Here is a 19,473-nt window from a genome sequence, read left to right as displayed (position 1 = left end):
CTCCCTTGTAAGCACCTCATATCGGGATAGACTCCCGATTTATGGCGGACAGCGAAACGAACCCGGCCGAGGTAGCCGAGCTCGCCGAGGGTTTGCACCGAGCGCTGTCCAAATTGTTTGCGATTCTGCGCCGGGGCGACCCCAGCGGTGCGGCGGCCGGGGAGCTGACCCTGGCGCAATTGTCGATCCTGGTCACCTTGCTCGACCAGGGCCCGATCCGGATGACCGATCTCGCCGCACACGAACGGGTGCGCACCCCCACCACGACCGTCGCGATCCGCCGTCTCGAAAAGATCGGACTGGTCAAGCGGTCCCGCGACCCGTCCGATCTTCGTGCGGTGCTCGTGGACATCACGCCGCGGGGGCGGGCCGTGCACGGTGAGTCGCTGGCCAATCGCCGCGCTTCCCTGGCCGCGATGCTGAGCCAGCTGCCGACGTCGGACCTCAACACCCTGATGCAGGCGCTGGCGCCCCTGGAACGGCTGGCCTCCGGTGATCCGACGTCCGGACCCGCGGGGGTGCCGCCCGCGCGGAAGGAAGCCTGAAAAGGCCGCTGCTGCAACAGCTTTAGCCCGCGCTCCACGCTGTGGGTAAACTGCCGGGCATGCCCAATGCACTCATCACCGGCGCCGGCGGCGGTATCGGTTCGGCCATCGCCGCGGCGCTGGCCCCCACCCACACCCTGCTACTGGCCGGCCGGCCATCCGATCGGCTCGACGCGGTCGCAGAGCGGCTCGGCGCCACCACATTTCCGCTGGACCTCACCGACTCCGGCGACATCGAGGCCGCCTGCGAAGTCGTGGACGAGCTCGACGTGCTGGTGCACAACGCGGGATTGGCCATACCCGGCAGCGTCGCCGACTCGGACATCGACGAGTGGCGGGCCACCTTCGCCGTGAACGTCTTTGGGCCGGTCGAACTTACGCTGGCGCTGCTGCCCGCGCTGCGCCGGGCCCGCGGCCAGGTGGTGTTCATCAACTCCGGCGCTGGGCGCAACGCGTCGCGGGGCATGGCTTCCTATTCGGCCAGCAAGTTCGCGCTGCGCGCCTTCGCGGACTCGCTACGCGGCGACGAACCGGAGCTGCGGGTGACGACGATCTATCCGGGTCGCACCGACAGCGACATGCAGCGCGAACTCGTCGAGTTCGAGGGCGGCACCTATGACCCCGCCAACTTCTTGAAGCCCGAAACCGTCGCGGCAGCGGTCGCCCATGCGGTGACCACCCCGCCCGATGGCCACGTCCACGAGCTGGTGCTGCGACCCACCGGGCGCTAGACGACCAGGTTGACCAGCCGGCCGGGGACCACGATCACCTTGCGCGGGTTGGCTCCCGCCAAGAACGCCTGAACTTTTTCATCGGCGAGGGCTGCAGCCTTCAGCGTGTCCTGATCGGCATCGGCGGCCACCACCACTCGTCCGCGGACCTTGCCGTTCACCTGCACCGGGTACTCCACCGTGTCCTCGACCAGGTAAGCGGGATCGGCAACCGGGAACGGACCGTGCGCCAGCGGGGTCTCGTGGCCTAGCCGCAGCCACAGCTCCTCGGCCATATGCGGGGCCAGCGGGGCCAGCATCAACACCAGCGGCTCGACCGCCGCGCGGGGCACCGCGTCGCGGTGCTCCTTGGTGAGGTGGTTGGTGTATTCGATCAGTTTGGCCGCAGCGGTGTTATTCCGCAGTGCCGCATAGTCTTCCGCGACCCCGGCGATGGTGCGATGCAGCGCTCGCAGCGTGCCGGCGGCCAGCTCCTGGGCGGGCCCGTCGACCACGCGGGTGTCACCGGTCTGCTCGTCGATGACCAACCGCCACACGCGCTGCAGGAAGCGGTGGGCTCCGACGACGTCCTTGGTGGCCCAGGGGCGGGAGGCCTCCAGCGGCCCCATCGACATCTCGTAGACCCGCAGGGTGTCGGCGCCGTAGTCGTCGCAGATCTCGTCGGGTGAGATCGAATTCTTCAGGCTCTTACCGATTTTGCCGAACTCCTGGAAGACTTCGACCTCTCCCCCGGGCCCCGGCCAGAAGAATCGGCCGTCCCGCTCGACCACTTCTTCGGCCGGCACGTACGACCCGCGCGCGTCGGTGTAGGCGAAGGCCTGGATGTAGCCCTGGTTGACCAGCCGGCGGTAGGGCTCCCGTGAGCTGACGTGGCCCAGGTCGTATAAGACCTTGTGCCAGAAGCGCGCATACAGCAGGTGCAGCACGGCATGTTCGGCGCCGCCGACGTACAGGTCCACCCCGCCCGGGTCCCGCGGCCCATGCTCAGCCGGGCGTGGACCCATCCAATAGGCCTCGTTTTCCAAGGCGGCGAACCGTTCCGAGTTGTGCGGATCGGTGTAGCGCAGTTCGTACCAGGAGCTGCCGGCCCACTGCGGCATCACGTTGGTGTCCCGGTGATAGGGCTTGAGGCCGTCACCCAGATCCAGTTCGACGTGCACCCAGTCGGTGGCCTTGGCCAGCGGCGGCGAGGGCTCGCTGTCGGCGTCATCGGGATCGAAGAGCACGGGCGAGTAATCCGGCACGTCGGGCAGCTCGACCGGCAGTGCCGCCTCGTCGAGTGCATGCGCACGCCCGTCGGTGTCGTAGACGATGGGGAACGGTTCACCCCAGTACCGCTGGCGCGCGAAAAGCCAGTCGCGCAACTTGAATTCGACGCGCGCCCGGCCGCGTCCCTCGGCTTCCAGGCGGGCGGTGATCTTCTCCTTGGCCGCGGCCACATCCAGCCCGTCGAGGTAGCCGGAGTTGACCAGCACCCCGTCGCCGGCATAGGCGGCCTCCGAAATATCGCCGCCGGCAATCACTTCCACGACCGGCAGGCCGAACTCGTGGGCGAAGTCCCAGTCACGCTGGTCGTGGCCGGGAACCGCCATGATGGCCCCGGTTCCGTACCCGGCCAACACGTAGTCGGCGATGAAGATCGGCACCGGTTTCCCGTTGGTGGGGTTGGCGGCGTAACTGCCCAAGAAGACGCCGGTCTTCGCCTTGCTCTCCTGGCGCTCGAGGTCGGACTTCGACGCGATCGCCTGCCGGTACGCGGCGACGGCAGCTGCGGGTGTCGCGGCCCCATACGTCCAGCGTGGGTCGGTGCCTTCCGGCCAGGAGGCGGCGACCAGCTCGTCGACCAGGTCGTGCTCCGGGGCCAGCACCAAATAGGTGGCGCCGAACAGCGTGTCGGGCCGGGTGGTGAACACCTCGATATCGACCGCCTCGCCATTGGACTTGGTCGCCGCGAACAGCGCTTTGGCCCCGGTGGACCGGCCGATCCAGTTGCGCTGCATGGTCTTGACCGGCTCCGGCCAATCCAGCACCTCGAGGTCGTCGAGCAGCCGATCGGAGTAGGCGGTGATTCGCATCATCCACTGCCGCAACCGTTTCCGGAACACCGGGAAGTTGCCGCGGTCGCTGCGGCCGTCGGCGGTGACCTCTTCGTTGGCCAGCACGGTGCCCAGACCGGGACACCAATTCACCATCGAGTCGGCCCGGTAGACCAGCCGGTGGCCGTCGATCACGTCGGCCCGCTCCCCCGCCGACAGCCCGGCCCAGTCCCGGCCGTCCTCGAGGCCGCGGACGCCGGAATCGAATTCGGCGATCAGCTCCGCGATGGGGCGGGCCTTGTTGGCGGCGGTGTCGAACCAGGCGTTGTAGATCTGCAGGAAGATCCACTGAGTCCACTTGTAGAACTCGACATCGGTGGTGGAGAAGCTGCGCCTGCTGTCGTGGCCGAGGCCCAGGCGTCCCAGCTGGCGCCGGAAGTTCACCACGTTGGCCTCGGTCCGGGTGCGCGGGTGGGTCCCCGTCTGCACCGCGTACTGCTCGGCCGGCAGCCCGAAGGCGTCGAACCCCAACGCGTGCAACACGTTACGGCCGGTCATCCGGAAATAGCGGGCGTAGACATCCGTCGCGATGTAACCGAGCGGGTGGCCGACGTGCAGACCCTCCCCTGACGGGTAGGGGAACATGTCCTGTACGAACAACTTGTCGTCCGGAACCGGCGACCCGTCTTCCGGGGCCAGCGAACCGACCGGGTTGGGCACGTTGAAGGTGCCGAGCTTCGCCCAGTTCTCCTGCCACGCGCCCTCGATACGACCCGCCAGCGCCGCGGTGTAGCGATATGGCGGCGCGTCGGAGTCGGGCGTAGCGGCGCCGGGGCTGCTCGCCGGCGACGTGGTCGGGGAGTCGGTCACCTGAACAGGGTATAAGGGCCGACACGGCGAGTTCGCCGGCCACAGGTTGGTCTCGGTTCCGTTGCGCGGCGATCAGAGGTTCATCCCAGGTGTATTTCGAGCCTATTCACCGCCTTTGACCTCTAGTTACAGTCAGCCCCTATCGACGGCTTCTGGTACTGAGCCATTGGAAGGACCGACGCAGATGATTGAGATCGTCCCCGTCCACCGGGCACTCCTCGGCGGTATGGTCGCTGGCCTGATGGGCCTGTCGGTTGTTGCGGGCGGCACGGCATCGGCTGACCCGTTGCCTCCAGCACCGGCGCCCGTCCCCGCGGTTCCCGCGCCGGCACCGCAGAACCTTGGGCCCGAGCTGGTGCCGCCGAGCAGGTACCTCGCGGCCCCGCCGGCCGGCAACCAGATCACCCCGCCGGCCACCGCCGCGACGCCTGGGACGACGGTGCCCGCGGCGGTCACCCCGGCGGCGCCGGTTCCGGCTCCCGCGACGTCCGGAACGATCCGCGAATTCCTGCAGTCGAAGGGCGTGAAGTTCGAGCCGCAGAAGCCGCAGGGCTTCAAGGCGCTCGACATCACCTTGCCCGTGCCGGCGCGCTGGACGCAGGTGCCCGATCCCAACGTGCCGGACGCGTTCGCGGTGATCGCCGACCGGCAGGGCAGCAGTATCTATTCGTCAAACGCGCAGGTCGTGGTGTACAAGCTGGTCGGCGCCTTCGATCCGAAGGAGGCCATCACCCACGGTTACGTCGACAGCCAGAAGCTTCCGGCGTGGCAGCCCACCAACGCAGCGATGGCCGATTTCGGCGGCTTCCCGTCGTCGATCGTCGAGGGCACCTACCGCGACGGTGACTTGACGCTCAACACGTCGCGCCGCCACGTCATCGCGACGTCGGGACACGACAAGTACCTCGTGTCGCTGGCCGTGACCACGGATCGTGCGGTCAGCGTCGCCGACGCACCGGCCACCGACGCCATCATCAACGGCTTCCGGGTCAGCGCCCCGGGGGCGACCACGCCGGCTCCGGCCCAGGCGCCCGCCGCCGCGCCGGTGGGATTGCCGGCCCAGGCGCCCGTGGCCGCCCCGATCGCCCCGGCGCCGGTTGCTGCTCCGGTGGCACCGATCGCCCCGGCGCCGGTTGCTGCTCCCGTGGTTCCGGTTGCCCCGGCGCCGGTTGCCGCTCCCGTGGTTCCGGTTGCCCCGGCACCCGGCGCGACTCCGCTGGTACCGCTCGCCCAGACCGCGCCGGCGGCGCCGGTCGGGCTGCCCGCGCAGACCCAGCAGCACGCCCCCAGCCTGTTGGCCATGGTGCCGGGCCTGCCCCCGCTGCCGAACTTCTCGTTCCTGCAGCACTGACGACGGCCGGGTTCGCGGGCCGGTCACCCGGCTCGTATTGTGACCCCATGCTGATTGCGGGCGTGCTGTGCATGTGTGCGGCGGTGGCCTCGGCGGGGTTCGGCACCTGGTCGCTGGCGCACAATCACAATGTCGGTGCCACTGCGTTGGCGCTGCGCGCGATGGCGCCGACCCAGTTGGCGGCCGCGGTGATGTTGGCCGCCGGCGGCGCGGTCGCCATGGCCGCCGTCCCGGACACCGCGCTGGTGGTGCTCATCGTGTGTGTGATGGGCGCGCTGGGAACGCTGGCCGCGGGCTCCTGGCAGAGCGCACGCTTCGCGCTGCGTCAGGAAGCGGCGGCGCCCGCCTGCGCCGGCAGCTGCGCGGGCTGCACGCAATCGTGCCCCTGACCCGAAACCTGGGGGAGAGCCCCTAGTTGCGGCTGATGTCGATGGGGTGGGTGGCGAGCAGCGACAGCGGCAGCGGCTGGCGGCGCAGGACCTGGCCCCACAGGTCCGACCTCGGTCCGACCAGGACGTCGGATGGCAAGGCGGACAACACAATCCAGTCGTCGCGTTCGATTTCGCCTTCGAGCTGACCGATGGTCCAGCCCGAGTAGCCCGCGAAGATCCGCACCCCTTCGACCAACGGCGCGATCAGGTCGGGGTCGGCGTCCAAATCAACCATGACCACTCGGCCGTCCACGTGCCGCAAGCCCGGCACGTCGTGGGGATCGGCGCCGACGCGCAGCGTCGCCAGACACAGCGCGGCGTCACGCTTCACCGGTCCTCCGATGAACATCGTCTTCGGCTTGGCCGACAGCTTGGTCCACTGCGGCAACACGTTGTAGACCGCGGTTTCGCTGGAGCGGTTGAGCACGACACCGAGCGTGCCTCCGTCGTTGTGTTCGACGATGTAGATCACGCTGCGCCGAAACGTCGGTTCGAGAAGATCGGTGTTGGCGAGCAGCAAGGTGCCCGCGCGCACCCGTTGCGCGGCGGGTGCTACGTAGTCCTCTGGATCGTCCTGCGGGGGCACCACACCATCATCGCATCCGGTGCATCGTGGCCCAGGGCAATCGCGGGGCAAGGCCGCGGAGATTTGTACTGTTGTTGGGACCGCCCTTTCGCGCGCGAGCTTTTCCAACCCAACCCTGGAAGTCGGTTTCGGTGATCCCCACCCGGATGCAGTCCAGCGCACCCGTCGAGGTTTGGCGGTCGGTGCGCGGTTTGCCAGATTTCTGGCGGCTGCTTGAGGTGCGCGTGGCGAGCCAGTTCGGCGACGGCTTGTTTCAGGCGGCGCTGGCCGGGGCGCTGCTGTTCAACCCGGACCGGGCCGCGGATCCCTTGTCCATCGCGCGCGCCTTCGCGGTTCTGTTCCTGCCGTATTCGCTGTTGGGACCGTTCGCCGGCGCGCTGATGGATCGGTGGGATCGGCGGCTGGTGCTGGTCGGCGCCAACGTGGGCCGGCTGATCCTGATCGCGGCGATCGGCACCATCCTGGCGCTGCGCGCCGGTGACCTGCCGCTGTTGCTGGGTGCGCTGTTCGCCAACGGTTTGGCGCGGTTCGTCGGGTCGGGCCTGTCGGCGTCGCTGCCGCACGTGGTGCCGCGCAAGCAGGTGGTGACGATGAACTCGGTCGCCACCGCGTCCGGGGCCATCGCGGCGTTTTTCGGCGCAAACTTCATGCTGGTGCCCCGGTTCATCTTCGGCGCCAGCGACAAGGGTGCCTCGGCGATCGTGTTCATCACCGCGGTTCCCGTGTCGATCGCCTTGCTGTTGTCGTGGCGGTTCGGTGCCCGCGTCCTGGGCCCCGACGACACCTGGCGGGCGATCCACGGGCCGGTCATCTACGCGGTGATCACCGGCTGGCTGCACGGTGTGCGCACGGTGGCGCAACGTCCCACGGTCGCCGCCACCCTGTCGGGCTTGGCCGCCCACCGGATGGTCGTCGGGATCAACTCGCTGCTGGTCTTGTTGCTGGTCCATCACATGCCCAACCTCAAGGGCGGGGGATTCGGCACAGCCTTGGTGTTCTTCGGCGCGGCGGGGCTGGGCGCCTTTGTAGCCAACGTCCTGACACCACCCGCCATCCGCCGGTGGGGGCGCTATGCGACTGCCAACGGCGCATTGGCGGCGTCGGCGATCATCGAGGTCGCCGGCGCCAAACTGCTGCTTCCGGTGATGGTCGCCTGCGGCTTTTTGCTCGGCATCAGCGGGCAGGTGGTCAAGCTTTGCGCCGACACCGCGATCCAGATGGACGTCGATGACGCCCTTCGCGGGCACGTGTTCGCCGTGCAGGACGCGCTGTTCTGGGTCGCGTTCATCGTTTCCATTACGGTGGCCGGCATCCTGATTCCCGATGATGGGCACGCGCCCGCGTTCGCGCTGTTCGGCTCGGTGCTCTACCTGGTCGGCCTGGCCGTGCACGGCGTCATCGGGCGCCGCGGCGAGCCGGCGAACGATCGCTAAAGTACAGACGTGCTTTGTCCGACGGCCGCACCCGAGAGTCGCGGGCTCCGATGACCGGTCCCGCACCCATGGTCGACGACCTGCGTGCCGAAAGCGACGCCCTCGACGAGTTGGTGGCGCCGTTGCCGCCCGAACGCTGGGCCGATCCGACCCCGGCGCCCGGCTGGACCATCGCTCATCAGATCGGCCACCTGCTGTGGACGGATCGGGTCGCCCTGATCGCGGTCACCGATGAGCTCGGATTCGCCGAGGTGTTGGCGGGCGCCGCCGCGGACCCGACGGGCTTCGTCGACAAAGGCGCCGAAGAGCTGGCGGCCCTGACGCCCGCCGAGCTGCTCGCCGACTGGCGGATCACCCGGAGACGGCTGCACGAGGAGCTGCTCGCGGTGCCGGCCGGCCGCAAACTTCCGTGGTTCGGCCCTCCGATGAGCGCCGCATCGATGGCCACCGCGCGGCTGATGGAGACCTGGGCGCACGGCCTCGACGTCGCCGATGCGCTGGGCGTGACGCGGCCCGCGACCGAACGCCTGCGCTCGATCGCTCACCTGGGGGTGCGCACCCGCGATTTCGCCTTTGCCGTCAACAATCTGGCGCCACCGGCCGAGCCGTTCCTGGTCGAGCTGCGCGGACCCGGCGGCGACACCTGGTCGTGGGGGCCGGCCGAGGCCGAGCAGCGGGTCAGTGGGTCCGCCGAGGATTTCTGCTACCTGGTCACCCAACGGCGGCCGCTGAGCGCGCTCGACCTCACCGCCCAGGGCGACGACGCCCGGCGCTGGTTGCAGATCGCTCAGGCCTTCGCGGGACCTCCCGGCGCGGGGCGATGAGCGCATAACGCGCGAAGAGAGCCGGCGTCCATCAGGCCGAGCGCCGGGCGATGAGCGCGTAACGCGTGTCAGTGCAGGGGACCGCCGTAACTCGCCCGGTTCTCCGCCTCGGCCTCCTCGCGCAGTGCGGTGATCGCGAGGTTCAGCCTCTCGGCCAGCTCCCCGTGGCCGTACCCGGTCATCACCCCGGGATGCAACGTCAGCTTGAGCAACCGGCCGTCGGAATTCGCGACCGCATAGACGTCACCCAGGTCGACGCTGTAGGTGACGGCTTCGGCCTGGGCCACAAGGGCTTCCCACTTGTCGGCCGCCTCGCTCAGTTCCCGAAGAACCGATTCGACGAGATCCTTATCGCTGAGATTCGCGCGACTGCCCGAACCGGCCACCATGACAGTATCGTCTAGCCCTCCTACCAGCGTCAATTCAGACGCGAACAGGTGCACGGGCAAACTGTCGGACGGTTACGCGACCAGCTTTTGGTACCAGGCGAGGTGGTAATTGGCGGACACCGAGTCGCCGCTGGCGATGCCCTCGGTGGCGGCCATCAACAGGCACTTGAGCAGCAACGCCGAATTGACGTTCGGATACTGAACGAGCAGCTGGTAACGCGCGGTATCGAGATGGACCCGCAGCACGTCGACCTCCTGGTCGACGACGACGGTTCCCGCAGCGGCGGCTTGTGCCAAGCGGGGCACGATCTTGGGCAGGTCGTCACGGCCGCGGATGGCCGCACTCAGCACGTTCGCCAAGTCGTCGATGACGGGGAGCGCGCGCGGTTCCACCGACGATCGGGTGGCAGCGAAGTCGGCCGAGCGGCGCAGCGAATCACCGGGAGTGTAAGTGACGACGCGGGCGGTTTCGCCGATCAGTGCGGCCACCCGGCCGCTGCGGGGCTCGGGTTCCAGCAACCGAACGCCCGCGGGAAGGCTGATGCCCGACGGGATCCACCCGTGCGCGAGGTCGGTGACCAGAATCGTGGTGCCGTCGGCGCGATCTCCGATTGCCCAATTGAGGCGCGGCTCCTGGCGCACCACGAATTCGAGCAGCCGGTTCAGCCGCTGATCGTCGAATCTCTTTGGCGGCAAAGGTTTTTCGTCGGGCGGTCGGACGGCGGCGAAGGCGGCCGTCTCGGGCTCGGCGGCCGCGGGCTCGGCAGCCGCGGGCTCGGCGGGCGCGGGGGTGTCAGTCGCGTCGGGGATGACAGCGGCTGCGACCTCTTGCCGGGACACCTCGGGCCCCGCCCTGGCGGTGACCGGCTCGTCGACGATCGCGTGGTGGCGACCGGAGTCGGCCTGATCCGGTGCCGGCTCGGGCGCACGCTGCACCGGCACCTCGGGCACCGGCTCGGGCTCGGGCTCCGGCTCGGGCTCGGGCTCGGGCTCCGTGATCACCGGAATGACCTGCGTCTCGTCAAGATGGGCTACGTCGGCGGCCGCGTCCGCGGGAGTGGCCGGCTCGCTGGGCGCCTCCGGTTCGTTCCTCTCGGTGGACGGTTCGACCACCGCGTGGTGTCGGCCGGAGTCGGCCTGGTCCGAGGCCGGCTCGGGCGCAGGCTCCGGCGGCGCCGGCAGAACCGGCTCGGCCCGGATCACCGGGATGACTTGTGTCTCGTCGAGGTGGGACACGTCGGCGGGTTCCCGCCCAGCCGTCGGCGACGAATCGCTTCCGGGATCGGGCTCGACCACGGACTCTCGACGACGCCACCTTCTTTCCGGCGGTGTCGGCTCTGGTCGGCCCGGCGCGGGCGCTTCGGGGGCGGCTTTGTCCTTGCGGACTGTCGGCAGCACCTGCGTCTTGTCCAGGTCCGGGTGGGACGCCTGAGGCCGCGGCGGGGGAGGAGCGGGGGATCGGGCCCCGGTCTGCACCGTATGCAGGTAGCGGATCGTCGATTCGACTCGGCGCACCGCGCGGGCACGGGCCTCTTCGATGACCCGTGCCTCCGCCGCCTGGCGCGACGGTTCGGCCATGCCGGCGCGCTTGAGTAGCTTCAGTTCGTCGTTGGCGGCGTGCGCAATTCGTTGCAGATCGGCCTTGAGATGTTCAGCGAGGGTTGCCGTTTCGGCCGTCACCGTCGACAATTCGGCAGGCCACAACCCGCCTGTCACCCACGGGGTGCAGTCGATAGGAGAGCTGAAAGCCGGCATCGCCAGGGATTCCCGGGTAGCTCTCCGGAGGCGCTGGCGCGCCGACATCCGACCGAAGACCGCCACCGGCTAAGCGTACCGGGACCCGGCCAACGACTTGTGCGGTCAGTGAATTGTGCGGCCACACGGCCCTGGGTAGCGTGAGGACATGGCTGATTCTGCACTGCAGCAGCAACTCGACGAGGTGCGCTCCTTGCTGGCTCGCGCACGAGAGTTGTTCGGCCCCAATCCAGTAGAGCCGCCCACCGGCATCGCGCCCGATCCGAGCGTCGCCAAGCCGTGGCTGCGCTAGGGCGGCAGCTCGGCTGAGGGTCGCTAAACCGCGCCGCTGCGGCGACGCAGTTTGTGCGCCAGCAACTTCTCGATGGCCGCATCGAGATCCCGGGGAGTCGGAACCTCCGCGGACGGCGTGTGCCCCGCGGCGACGATCTCGTCGCGAATTTCCAGCAACGCTTTGAGGCAAGAGACGTCGGCGGTCAGCAGAATGCCCTGCGCCAGCGTCTCGGCATCGGTTTCCATCGCCTCTTCGCTCAGCGCGACGCTGTGCATGTAGCCGCCGCGGCAGGAGCGGACGAGGATGTGTCCACTTGGGTGAACGGTGTCGAAAGCGGGATTAGCGTCGGTCATCGACCGCGGTCGACGATGTCACCGAACTTCCCTGCCGACTCCTGCTCGTGCTGTTCCCACATCGCCGCCGAATCGGTCAGTTTGTCGGCCAAATCGGCGTGGTCGGCGGCTTGCTGCTCATAACACTGGCGTCGCAGTTCGAGCAGCTCGCGACCCGCGTCCCGCAGTTCGCCGAAGATCGGCCCGAGTGAATCGAGGCTCTCTTGGATCGCGGCGTGCGACGACGGGACGGTACGCAAATACTCCGAGGTGTCCTGGTGGTGCGCGGCAGCCTGACGTAGGTGCGCAGGCACTACATGGATCGAATCTGCCATCCGCTGTCTCCTGTTGACGACCGCCGGCGCTGCCGGTGGGTTCATTGTTGTCAGGTGGTCGACGAGGTCGCCGGCCGGGTAGGTGTCGGTGGGTCAGGCTTGGCCGGCGTCGCTGGTGCCGCGGTCGCCGCCGGCGGATGCTCCCAGCCTAGGAAGCTCGGGCCGCTCACGGTGCCGATGTGTTGAATTTGGCCATCGAGGAGCGCCTTGCCAGGGCTGAGGGCCAACGCGTGACGATCGGTGAACATTCCGATATCACCGGGGCTTACCTGCAGGGAATCGATGGGGTTGGAAACCGCGGTTCCCGGTGCGGGGATGGTCATTCCCTGCTGTTGGAAGGCGTCCGCTATCGGGGTGCCGTTGACGGCTGCCTCGATCACGGCGGCCAACCGCGGGCTGGCGGCGGTGATCGTCTCGCCGTCGGGCAGGGTCACCGGTGTGGGACCGGCCGCCGGCTCTTCCGGCGGCGAGTCCGGCCCGTCGTCGGTCCCGTCGCCGGCGTCGTTCGAGGCGTCCTGGGCGCTCGGATCCGGGTCTTGGGCGTCCGGCAGGTCGTCGTCGGCCAGTTCTTCCAGAGCCGGGTCGGCCCCGTCGGCGCCGCGCAATCCGGAGAGCGGAAGACCGCCGGGCCCTTCCCAACCGGCCATGGATGCGGGCACCGAACCCAGACCCGGCAGCGACCCGCCACCGAAGGTGGGCATGGCCGGTGCGCTCGGCTGCTGCGGGGCGGGGGGCATCGCGGCGCCGGCGGCAGGATCCGGTCCCGGGACATCGCCGCCTAGCAGTCCGTCGTCGTCGCCGAACAAGGAGTCCAGCAGCGGATCCCACTCGGCGCCGGGATCCTCGGGCACTCCGCCCGCCGGTGCATCGCCGACGGCCACCGCCGCGCCCGGTTGCTCGCCTGGCGCCTTCGCGTCGCCTTTGGAGGCGTCATACAGCGATGTCCAGGCGGCCATCAGCGCTGACTTTGACGTGTCGTCCAGGCTGGCGTTGAGCACGACCTCGCGGATATCTCGGAGCTTGCCGATGAGGAACCGCTGGAAGTCGCGCGCCCCCGCCGGCGTGTCCAGGTCGGACCTGGTCCGCACCGCTGCTTCGGTCTCGTGTTGCAACCTGGTCAGCGCGTCTCTGCCGTCGACCGCACGCAGGTGCGCGTTCAGGATGGCCGAGACCACCTGCATGTCCAGTTGTGAGCTGGCCGAGTTCTGTTGTGCGAGAGCGGCTTCGGCGTGCGCGATGGCATCCGCCGCTTCGCCTGACTCGCGATCCGGCGGTAACGCGTTCTCGGCGGGCGGGTTGGTCGTTGTTGTGACGCCGAAGACGTCCGCGTGCTGTTGGCGGATCTTGCGCAAGATCGCCTCGAGTTGTTCGGGGCGGGTGGCCGGGGTGATTACGGCGGTCACTTCCTGCGGCGCCAATCCCGTCTGCCATGCGTTCGGATCACCGGTGCGGTCTCGCACATATTTGACCGCGGCGAGCAGGTCGTCATACGCGGACATCAGTCCGGCAGGCGGCGGCGCAGTCTGCTCGAACGCTGCTGCGGGAAACGACGCGACCCCTCCATGTCGGGCGACGGTACTCAGGGGCATAGCTGGTGACAATTCAGTGTGCTGGACGGGTGTGGACTGGTTCCGGCTAGCCGTTTTCCGCGGTGTACTGGGCCCGAAGGCTCTGTAGTACAGCCTTTTTGGCCTGGCCGAATTCGCGCGCCTCGGCCACGACCGAGGCGATCTCGCGTTGCTTGGCCATCAGGAACTTCTGAAACTCGCGGGCCCCCATGGGTGTATCGAGGGCGAGGTCCGCCTGGTGCACGGTCGCGTGGTCGATCTGTTCGGCGATGGAGTCCAGTCGCCTGACGCTCTCGCGCGCCGCGTCGTGAGCGCTGGTCAGCAGCTCGTTCAGCAAACGGTCGGCTTCGGATGCGGCGCCGTGCTGACTCGCCAGTGCCGAGCGCCGCGCCTCGACGGCCTCTAACGAAGGTCCGGGTTGTTCCGGCATCGGCTCACCCTTTTCGTCGTGCCCGCGGTGCCGGGCGGTCTCGGTTTGTCATATCGGCCTGCGGATCGCAACGTTGTTGCCCAGTCGGCTTATTCGCACCGAGGCCCCCGAGTAGGGCGCCTCCACGACGAGGTTGTTCCCGATGGCGAGCTGCACGTGCCCGGCGTGCGGAAACACCAGATCGCCGGGCCGCACCTGAGAGCGGGACACCGGGATCCCTTCGTTGATCTGCTGATAGGTGGTGCGATCCAGGTGGATACCGGCCTGCGCATAGCTCCACTGAACCAGGCCGGAACAGTCGAACTGGTCGGGTCCGGTCGCGCCCCAGACGTACGGTCGCCCCAACCGGGACAGTGCCGCCCGCACCGCCAACGCGGCGCGGTCGGCCTGCACGCCGCGCAGCCCCGAGATCCCGAGCCGCCGCAGCCGATAGCGCAAGGCCAGCAGTTCCGCGTGGCGCCGTCGCGCACGCACGCGGGCCGACAAGACATGGGCCCGCTGCGCTCGCAGCCGAGTTGCGCGGCGCCGCATCGCCTCTCGCTGGGCCAATGGCGTGGACGGCGTCGTGGCAGCATCGGCGAGGGCCGCGTCCAGGACGGTCCGAGTCAGAGCGCCGGCCTGTGCTCGGTCACGGTGCGCGCCTGCGATGACGTCAGTGACCGCGGCGTCGGTGCCCGCTGCCTCCGCCAGGCGTTGCCGGCTGTGATCGACCGCGAGTTGGTAGCCGCCGTGCGCCATCGTGTTGCCCAGCCGGCCGGCTCGCAGCAACACGTTGCGGTAGTGCCCGGCGGCGGTGTCCAGGGACGACGGCTGGGTGCGGCCGGCAAATAGTTGGTGGGCCCTGCTCAGCGCCTCGAGGTCGCTGTGACTCATGATGATCCCTCGTTGTCGTCCTGGCTTGCACCCTCTTGTCTCGACTCGACGGCATCGGTGAAGGCGCGTACGCGGGGGAGGGCGCCGGGCGAGATCACTCCCCGATTGCGGATGTCCCACATCTCGTCGACATCGACGCCGACGAGGGCGGCGATGACGGTCTCCGGCAGCGACGACTGTGCGCACGCCCGGTCGAAGCGGGCGCTCAGGCTGTTCGGCAACCGCTTCAACAGCGCCGCACGCGTGGCCTCCAAGGCTTGCAGATGCTCCATCAGCCGCCCGGTCGAGTCGGCGCCGGCGTTCACCGCCACCCGCCACGAGCTGGCGGCCAGCATCTCGGCCTTCACGCACTGCGCGATCACAGACAGAATATACGTCTCATATTCGTTTGATGTTGTCGCCGGCAATCGATCTATGACGGATTTGAGCGCATCGAGCTGTGCCTCGGCGTAGCCTTCCAGCACTTCCGTGTCGCTGTGACGGTCGACCACCACCGGTCCGCTGCGCCGCGCGGGCATCGGGGCCGGCGGCTGGGCGGCCATCAACCGCGCCAGTTCGGCGTCCGGATCGGCGGCCACCAACAGCCGGGAGTAGGTGCCCGGCGGCAGACCGAGGCCGTTTTCGATCTTCTGAACTGTGCTTTTGTGGGGCTTGCGGGCGCCACGCTCCAGAAAGCTCAGCCCCATGATGCTGACGCCGGTCGCGGCGGCGAGATCCGCTAGCGACCAATCGCGCGATTCACGCAGCGCGCGGATAGCCGCCCCGGCCGACTCACGGGTCACCGCACGCTCCCCGCCATGGGCCGGATATTACACAGCCGGGCTCCCGGTTATAGGTTTATACGTTTCTGTCACGTTTCTCTTGCGTTCTGCCCGCCGCTCTGTATACGCTTCTATCTACGTTTCACGCTCGACAAGGAGACCGACATGGGACACCCCTGCGCAGCCAACCCGGAACTGTGGTTCGGCTACCCCGACGACGACGGTGGTGACGGCGCCGCGAAGGCGCGCGCATACGAGCGGTCGGCCACCGAGGCGCGGATCCAATGCCTGCGCCGCTGCCCGCTGGCACAACAGCGCCGGTGCGCCGCGCATGCCATCGCGCACCGCGAGGAGTACGGCGTGTGGGCCGGCGTGAAGCTGCCGGGCGGCCAATACCGCAAGCGTGAACAGTTGGCCCAGGCGCACGAGGTCCTGCGACGCATCGCTTCCGGCGAGATCAATGCCCGGCAGCTGCCCGAGAACGCCGCGCTGCTGGCACGCCACGAACACGAGGCCGTCGCGGTGCCCGCGGTGGTGCTGCACCTGCCGCTGGCGCAAGTCAAACCTCGTTCGGCCGCCTGACATTTCGGCGGCACCCCGGCGCGCAGTTTGCTGAGCCGGTCAACGGGGTAGTCGGGGTCGGCAAGACCAGTCTGTCGACCCAGAGGCGCACCCATGACGTTCGACCTGACCCCGACGGCCGCACAACACGACCTTGCCAGGCGCACACATGAGTTCGCCGAAGAATGCATCCGCCCGGTAGCCCTCGAGTACGACCAGCGGCAGGAGTTCCCGTGGCCGGTGCTGGAGGAGGCGGCGCGGCGCGGCTTTTACAGCCCGCTGTTTTACCGCGATCTCATCGGTGATCCAACCGGCATCTCCCTACCGATGTTCATGGAGGAGCTGTTCTGGGGTTGCGCCGGGATCGGGCTGGCCATCGTCATGCCGGCGCTGGCACTGTCGGCGATCGGGCAGGCCGCGTCCCCCGAACAGATGCTGGAGTGGGCCCCTGAATGTTTCGGCACGCCAGGGGATCTCAAGCTCGCCGCGCTGGCCATCTCCGAGCCCGAGGGCGGCAGCGACGTGCGCAACCTGCGCACCCACGCGCGCCGCGACGGCGACGACTGGATCATCGACGGCCACAAGATGTGGATCGGCAATGGCGGCATCGCCAACGTGCACGTGGTCAACGCCGTGGTCGACGAGGAGCTCGGCCACCGGGGTCAGGCATTGTTCGTCGTGCCCGGCGGCACGCCCGGCCTGAAATTGGTGCGCAAGCTGGACAAGCTGGGTTGCCGAGCCTCCCATACCGCCGAATTGGCCTTCGAGGGGGTGCGCGTTCCGGGAGCCAATCTCCTTGGCGGACAAGAGAAGCTCGACCACAAGCTCGCCAAGGCCAGGGAAGTGGTGGCGGGCGGCAAGCGGTCCGGTTCAGCGACGTTGGGCACCTTCGAGCAGACGCGGCCCATGGTCGCCGCCCAGGCGATCGGCATCGCGCGCGCGGCACTCGAATACGCCACCGCGTATGCCACCGAGCGCGAGGCCTTCGGCGGCCCCATCATCGACAATCAGGGCATCTCCTTCCCGCTGGCGGAGCTGGCCACCCAGATCGACGCCGCCCGGTTACTCACCTGGCGCGCGTCGTGGATGGCGGCCAACAACGTTCCCTTCGAGCGGGGCGAGGGTTCGATGTCGAAGATGGCCGCCAGCGAAGTCGCGGTCATGGCCACCGAACGCGCCATCCAGACCATGGGCGGCTGGGGTTACATCACCGACCATCCGGTCGAGAAATGGTATCGGGATGCCAAGCTGTACACCATCTTTGAGGGGACCAGCGAGATCCAGCGGATGGTCATCTCCAACGCGCTGGGTGCCGCCGTCGGGACCCCGCCGCTGCATGTGGTGCTCGAGCCGTCCGGCGGACCGTTGAACCGGGTATTCGGGCGCGGCACGCCCTTGCGATCCCGGGCCGCCGATAGCGCGCTGTCGATGAAGGATCGGGTGCCCGAGCCGATCATGCGGTTGGCGATGAAGGTGCTGCGGCCCCCGCGCAAGTAGGGCGCCGGGTACGGTCGCGGATGACGGCGCTGCTTGCGGGCCCCGCGACGGAGGGTGGACGATGAGCAACCTAGAGGTCGCGCCGGCCGAACTCGCCTGCGCCGCCTCACCACAGCGTGACGCCCCGCCGCTGGTGCACGTGCTGCAGCCGCGCGAGGTGCCGTTGGGCGGCCCGAGGGCGATTCGGGTGCAACGCACGCTGCCGCAACGGCAGCGTTCACTCGTCGGCGCGTGGTGTTTCATCGACCACTACGGCCCGGTGGCCGCGCGCATGGATGTACCGCCGCACCCGCACACGGGACTACAGACCGTCAGCTGGTTGTTCAGTGGGGAAGTGGAGCACCGTGACAGCGCTGGCGTTCATGCGGCGGTTCGGCCCGGCGAGTTGAATCTGATGACCGCCGGGGCTGGCATCTGCCATTCGGAGGTATCGGCGGAGTCCGGCGCCCCCTTGCACGGTGTCCAGCTCTGGGTCGCCCTACCCGCATCCGGCCGCGACGCCGGGCGGGATTTCACCCATTACGTGCCCACGCCAGTCGCGTTGCCCGGCGCGCAGGTTCGGGTCTTCCTCGGTGAGCTGACCGGAAGTCGTTCGCCGGTACCGACATTCACGCCATTACTAGGCGCCCAGATCGATCTCGACGCCGGGACTACGCTGGATATCGACGTTGACCCGACCTTCGAGCACGGGGTGCTGTGTGACTCCGGGGCTGTGCACGTGGACGGGACAGGCCTGACGATCGCCGAATTGGCGTATCGAAGCCCCGGGCCGGCGCAGCTGCAGGTGCGCAACGCGGGGGAGAGGCGCGCGCGGGTGCTGCTGCTCGGCGGCGCGCCATTTACCGAGGAGCTGGTGATGTGGTGGAACTTCGTCGGACGCAGCCACGAGGACATCGTCGGCTACCGACAACAGTGGGAGGACGCCGACGACCGATTCGGCGCCGTCCGGGGCTACCGGGGAGCACTCGCCCGGCTGCCCGCTCCACCGCTGCCGACCGCACGGCTGCGGCCACGGCAAGTACCGCACAGAGAGGGAAGTACAGATGACAACCGATAAGACCGGCGCCGAAGCCACGGTTCGCCTCGAGGACGGCAAGTACACGATCGCCGTCGATGGTAAAACGGTGGGGCTGGCCGATTTTGCCGATCGCGGCGATCAGCGCGTGTTCTACCACACCGAAATCGATCCGGCGTATGGCGGGCGTGGGCTCGCGACGATCCTTGTCGAGCAGGCGCTCAACGAGGCGCGCGACGAGGGCAAGCGGATCGTTCCGGTGTGCTCGATGATCGGCACGGTGCTCAAGAAACATCCCGAGTTCGACGACATCACCGATCCGGTCACTCCCGAGATCTCGCGGTGGGTGCGCTCGTAGGCGCGGAGCTAAGCGGCGAGGTGCATTGGTGTAGCGTGTGCAGGGCTACGTAATGGGCGGGCCGAAGTACTTATCCGCCTGCGCCTTTCGCAGGGCGATTAACTCTTCGCACGACCTTTGCGCGTTAGCTGAAGAGAACATTTCTTCGATGCGGGCGAGGTTGGTGCGAGTCCACGTCGCCTTTTCCACGGGGTCTGCACGGTTCAGCTCGTCGTAGTCGTCGAGGTGCTGTCGAATGAGCGATATTCGGAACCAGTTGTCCGGTGAGCCTGCCAGTTCAGTCGGTGCGACGGCAAACCCCAGGATTCCTCGATCGTTGTCTAAAGACCAGCTGAGAAGTGGGCCCGTCAGATTCAGGCCGGCGTTGATTGTGGGTATGCCGGACGTGACCGAATCTGTAATGCGGTAGCGGGGGTCCACATACAAGAACCCGAAGTTTTCAATGAAGAACTCCAGCAATGTCTTCATTTTCTCCGGATCCTATTTGTGCGAGACAACAGGTCGGATCTGGCCAGGCC

The 19,473-nt window shown here is 68.3% G+C and carries 21 protein-coding genes and 1 pseudogene; 11 read left to right on the top strand and 11 right to left on the bottom strand.

The window, feature by feature from the left end:
• Window positions 1–41: 41 nt before the first annotated feature.
• On the top strand, window positions 42–545 hold the full coding sequence (locus DQP57_RS07890; protein WP_066861711.1) for a MarR family winged helix-turn-helix transcriptional regulator: 504 nt from the start codon (window positions 42–44) through the stop codon (window positions 543–545).
• 59 nt (window positions 546–604) lie between these two features.
• Complete coding sequence (locus DQP57_RS07885; RefSeq protein ID WP_112632451.1) at window positions 605–1,276, top strand: SDR family oxidoreductase; 672 nt, start codon at window positions 605–607, stop codon at window positions 1,274–1,276.
• On the opposite strand, the gene leuS is transcribed toward DQP57_RS07885, so the two are convergent.
• The gene (gene leuS / locus DQP57_RS07880; RefSeq protein WP_112632450.1) at window positions 1,273–4,182 is read right to left on the bottom strand and encodes a leucine--tRNA ligase; all 2,910 of its coding nucleotides are present in this window, start codon (window positions 4,180–4,182) and stop codon (window positions 1,273–1,275) included. The two genes, DQP57_RS07885 and leuS, sit on opposite strands and share 4 nt — an antisense overlap.
• A gap of 184 nt (window positions 4,183–4,366) precedes the next feature.
• Between leuS and DQP57_RS07875 the strand changes: the two genes are divergently transcribed.
• Window positions 4,367–5,533: an LpqN/LpqT family lipoprotein gene (locus DQP57_RS07875; protein WP_112632527.1), complete on the top strand. Its 1,167-nt coding sequence runs from the start codon at window positions 4,367–4,369 to the stop codon at window positions 5,531–5,533.
• Between the two features lie 47 nt (window positions 5,534–5,580).
• The gene (locus DQP57_RS07870) at window positions 5,581–5,922 is read left to right on the top strand and encodes a hypothetical protein (protein WP_112632449.1); all 342 of its coding nucleotides are present in this window, start codon (window positions 5,581–5,583) and stop codon (window positions 5,920–5,922) included.
• Window positions 5,923–5,944: 22 nt separating this feature from the next.
• On the opposite strand, the gene DQP57_RS07865 is transcribed toward DQP57_RS07870, so the two are convergent.
• Window positions 5,945–6,553: a YqgE/AlgH family protein gene (locus tag DQP57_RS07865; RefSeq protein WP_112632448.1), complete on the bottom strand. Its 609-nt coding sequence runs from the start codon at window positions 6,551–6,553 to the stop codon at window positions 5,945–5,947.
• A gap of 58 nt (window positions 6,554–6,611) precedes the next feature.
• Here DQP57_RS07865 and DQP57_RS07860 point away from each other — a divergent pair.
• Together DQP57_RS07860 and DQP57_RS07855 are read left to right on the top strand one after the other, a co-directional pair.
• Window positions 6,612–7,983, top strand: a pseudogene (locus DQP57_RS07860) (MFS transporter).
• 50 nt (window positions 7,984–8,033) lie between these two features.
• Entirely contained in the window at window positions 8,034–8,807 is a 774-nt protein-coding gene (locus tag DQP57_RS07855; protein ID WP_112632446.1) for a TIGR03084 family metal-binding protein, read from the top strand.
• A gap of 68 nt (window positions 8,808–8,875) precedes the next feature.
• Here the strand turns inward: DQP57_RS07855 and DQP57_RS07850 are convergent, their stop codons facing one another.
• Together DQP57_RS07850 and DQP57_RS07845 are read right to left on the bottom strand one after the other, a co-directional pair.
• On the bottom strand, window positions 8,876–9,196 hold the full coding sequence (locus DQP57_RS07850) for a DUF2710 family protein (RefSeq protein WP_112632445.1): 321 nt from the start codon (window positions 9,194–9,196) through the stop codon (window positions 8,876–8,878).
• A 72-nt stretch (window positions 9,197–9,268) separates the two neighbouring features.
• On the bottom strand, window positions 9,269–11,017 hold the full coding sequence (locus DQP57_RS07845) for a DUF5631 domain-containing protein (protein ID WP_112632444.1): 1,749 nt from the start codon (window positions 11,015–11,017) through the stop codon (window positions 9,269–9,271).
• Window positions 11,018–11,099: 82 nt separating this feature from the next.
• Here DQP57_RS07845 and DQP57_RS26830 point away from each other — a divergent pair, with 82 nt between their 5' ends.
• Window positions 11,100–11,243: a hypothetical protein gene (locus DQP57_RS26830; protein WP_165821772.1), complete on the top strand. Its 144-nt coding sequence runs from the start codon at window positions 11,100–11,102 to the stop codon at window positions 11,241–11,243.
• A 23-nt stretch (window positions 11,244–11,266) separates the two neighbouring features.
• Here the strand turns inward: DQP57_RS26830 and DQP57_RS07840 are convergent, their stop codons facing one another.
• The 6 genes from DQP57_RS07840 to DQP57_RS07815 form a co-directional block, all read right to left on the bottom strand.
• Window positions 11,267–11,578 carry a DUF2694 family protein gene (locus DQP57_RS07840; RefSeq protein WP_112632443.1) on the bottom strand — a complete coding sequence of 104 codons (312 nt, stop codon included), beginning with the start codon at window positions 11,576–11,578 and terminating at the stop codon, window positions 11,267–11,269.
• On the bottom strand, window positions 11,575–11,892 hold the full coding sequence (locus DQP57_RS07835) for an ESX-1 secretion-associated protein (RefSeq protein WP_112632442.1): 318 nt from the start codon (window positions 11,890–11,892) through the stop codon (window positions 11,575–11,577). Before DQP57_RS07835 ends, DQP57_RS07840 begins: the two co-directional genes overlap by 4 nt.
• A 50-nt stretch (window positions 11,893–11,942) precedes the next feature.
• Window positions 11,943–13,391, bottom strand: a complete 1,449-nt coding sequence (locus DQP57_RS07830; protein ID WP_112632441.1) for a DUF4226 domain-containing protein — start codon at window positions 13,389–13,391, stop codon at window positions 11,943–11,945.
• 136 nt (window positions 13,392–13,527) lie between these two features.
• Window positions 13,528–13,890 carry a DUF4226 domain-containing protein gene (locus DQP57_RS07825; RefSeq protein WP_112632440.1) on the bottom strand — a complete coding sequence of 121 codons (363 nt, stop codon included), beginning with the start codon at window positions 13,888–13,890 and terminating at the stop codon, window positions 13,528–13,530.
• Between the two features lie 48 nt (window positions 13,891–13,938).
• Window positions 13,939–14,763, bottom strand: coding sequence for a C40 family peptidase (locus DQP57_RS07820; protein ID WP_112632439.1), 825 nt, complete (start codon window positions 14,761–14,763; stop codon window positions 13,939–13,941).
• Window positions 14,760–15,545 carry a helix-turn-helix domain-containing protein gene (locus tag DQP57_RS07815; protein ID WP_112632438.1) on the bottom strand — a complete coding sequence of 262 codons (786 nt, stop codon included), beginning with the start codon at window positions 15,543–15,545 and terminating at the stop codon, window positions 14,760–14,762. The genes DQP57_RS07820 and DQP57_RS07815 overlap by 4 nt, the downstream gene beginning before the upstream one ends.
• A 144-nt stretch (window positions 15,546–15,689) precedes the next feature.
• Between DQP57_RS07815 and DQP57_RS07810 the strand changes: the two genes are divergently transcribed.
• The 4 genes from DQP57_RS07810 to DQP57_RS07795 all read left to right on the top strand — a co-directional run bounded on the left by DQP57_RS07810 (window position 15,690) and on the right by DQP57_RS07795 (window position 18,955).
• Window positions 15,690–16,106 carry a WhiB family transcriptional regulator gene (locus DQP57_RS07810; RefSeq protein WP_112632437.1) on the top strand — a complete coding sequence of 139 codons (417 nt, stop codon included), beginning with the start codon at window positions 15,690–15,692 and terminating at the stop codon, window positions 16,104–16,106.
• 93 nt (window positions 16,107–16,199) lie between these two features.
• Window positions 16,200–17,582, top strand: a complete 1,383-nt coding sequence (locus tag DQP57_RS07805) for an acyl-CoA dehydrogenase family protein (protein WP_112632436.1) — start codon at window positions 16,200–16,202, stop codon at window positions 17,580–17,582.
• A 61-nt stretch (window positions 17,583–17,643) separates the two neighbouring features.
• Entirely contained in the window at window positions 17,644–18,639 is a 996-nt protein-coding gene (locus DQP57_RS07800; RefSeq protein WP_112632435.1) for a pirin family protein, read from the top strand.
• The gene (locus tag DQP57_RS07795) at window positions 18,626–18,955 is read left to right on the top strand and encodes a GNAT family N-acetyltransferase (protein WP_112632434.1); all 330 of its coding nucleotides are present in this window, start codon (window positions 18,626–18,628) and stop codon (window positions 18,953–18,955) included. Before DQP57_RS07800 ends, DQP57_RS07795 begins: the two co-directional genes overlap by 14 nt.
• 45 nt (window positions 18,956–19,000) lie before the next feature.
• Here DQP57_RS07795 and DQP57_RS07790 read toward each other — a convergent pair whose 3' ends face one another.
• Entirely contained in the window at window positions 19,001–19,423 is a 423-nt protein-coding gene (locus DQP57_RS07790; RefSeq protein ID WP_112632433.1) for a hypothetical protein, read from the bottom strand.
• Between the last annotated feature and the right edge of the window lie 50 nt (window positions 19,424–19,473).

The sequence above is a fragment of the Mycobacterium colombiense genome, assembly GCF_003284935.1.
Classification (GTDB): domain Bacteria; phylum Actinomycetota; class Actinomycetes; order Mycobacteriales; family Mycobacteriaceae; genus Mycobacterium; species Mycobacterium arosiense_A.
This window is presented reverse-complemented; position numbering and strand designations above follow the sequence as displayed.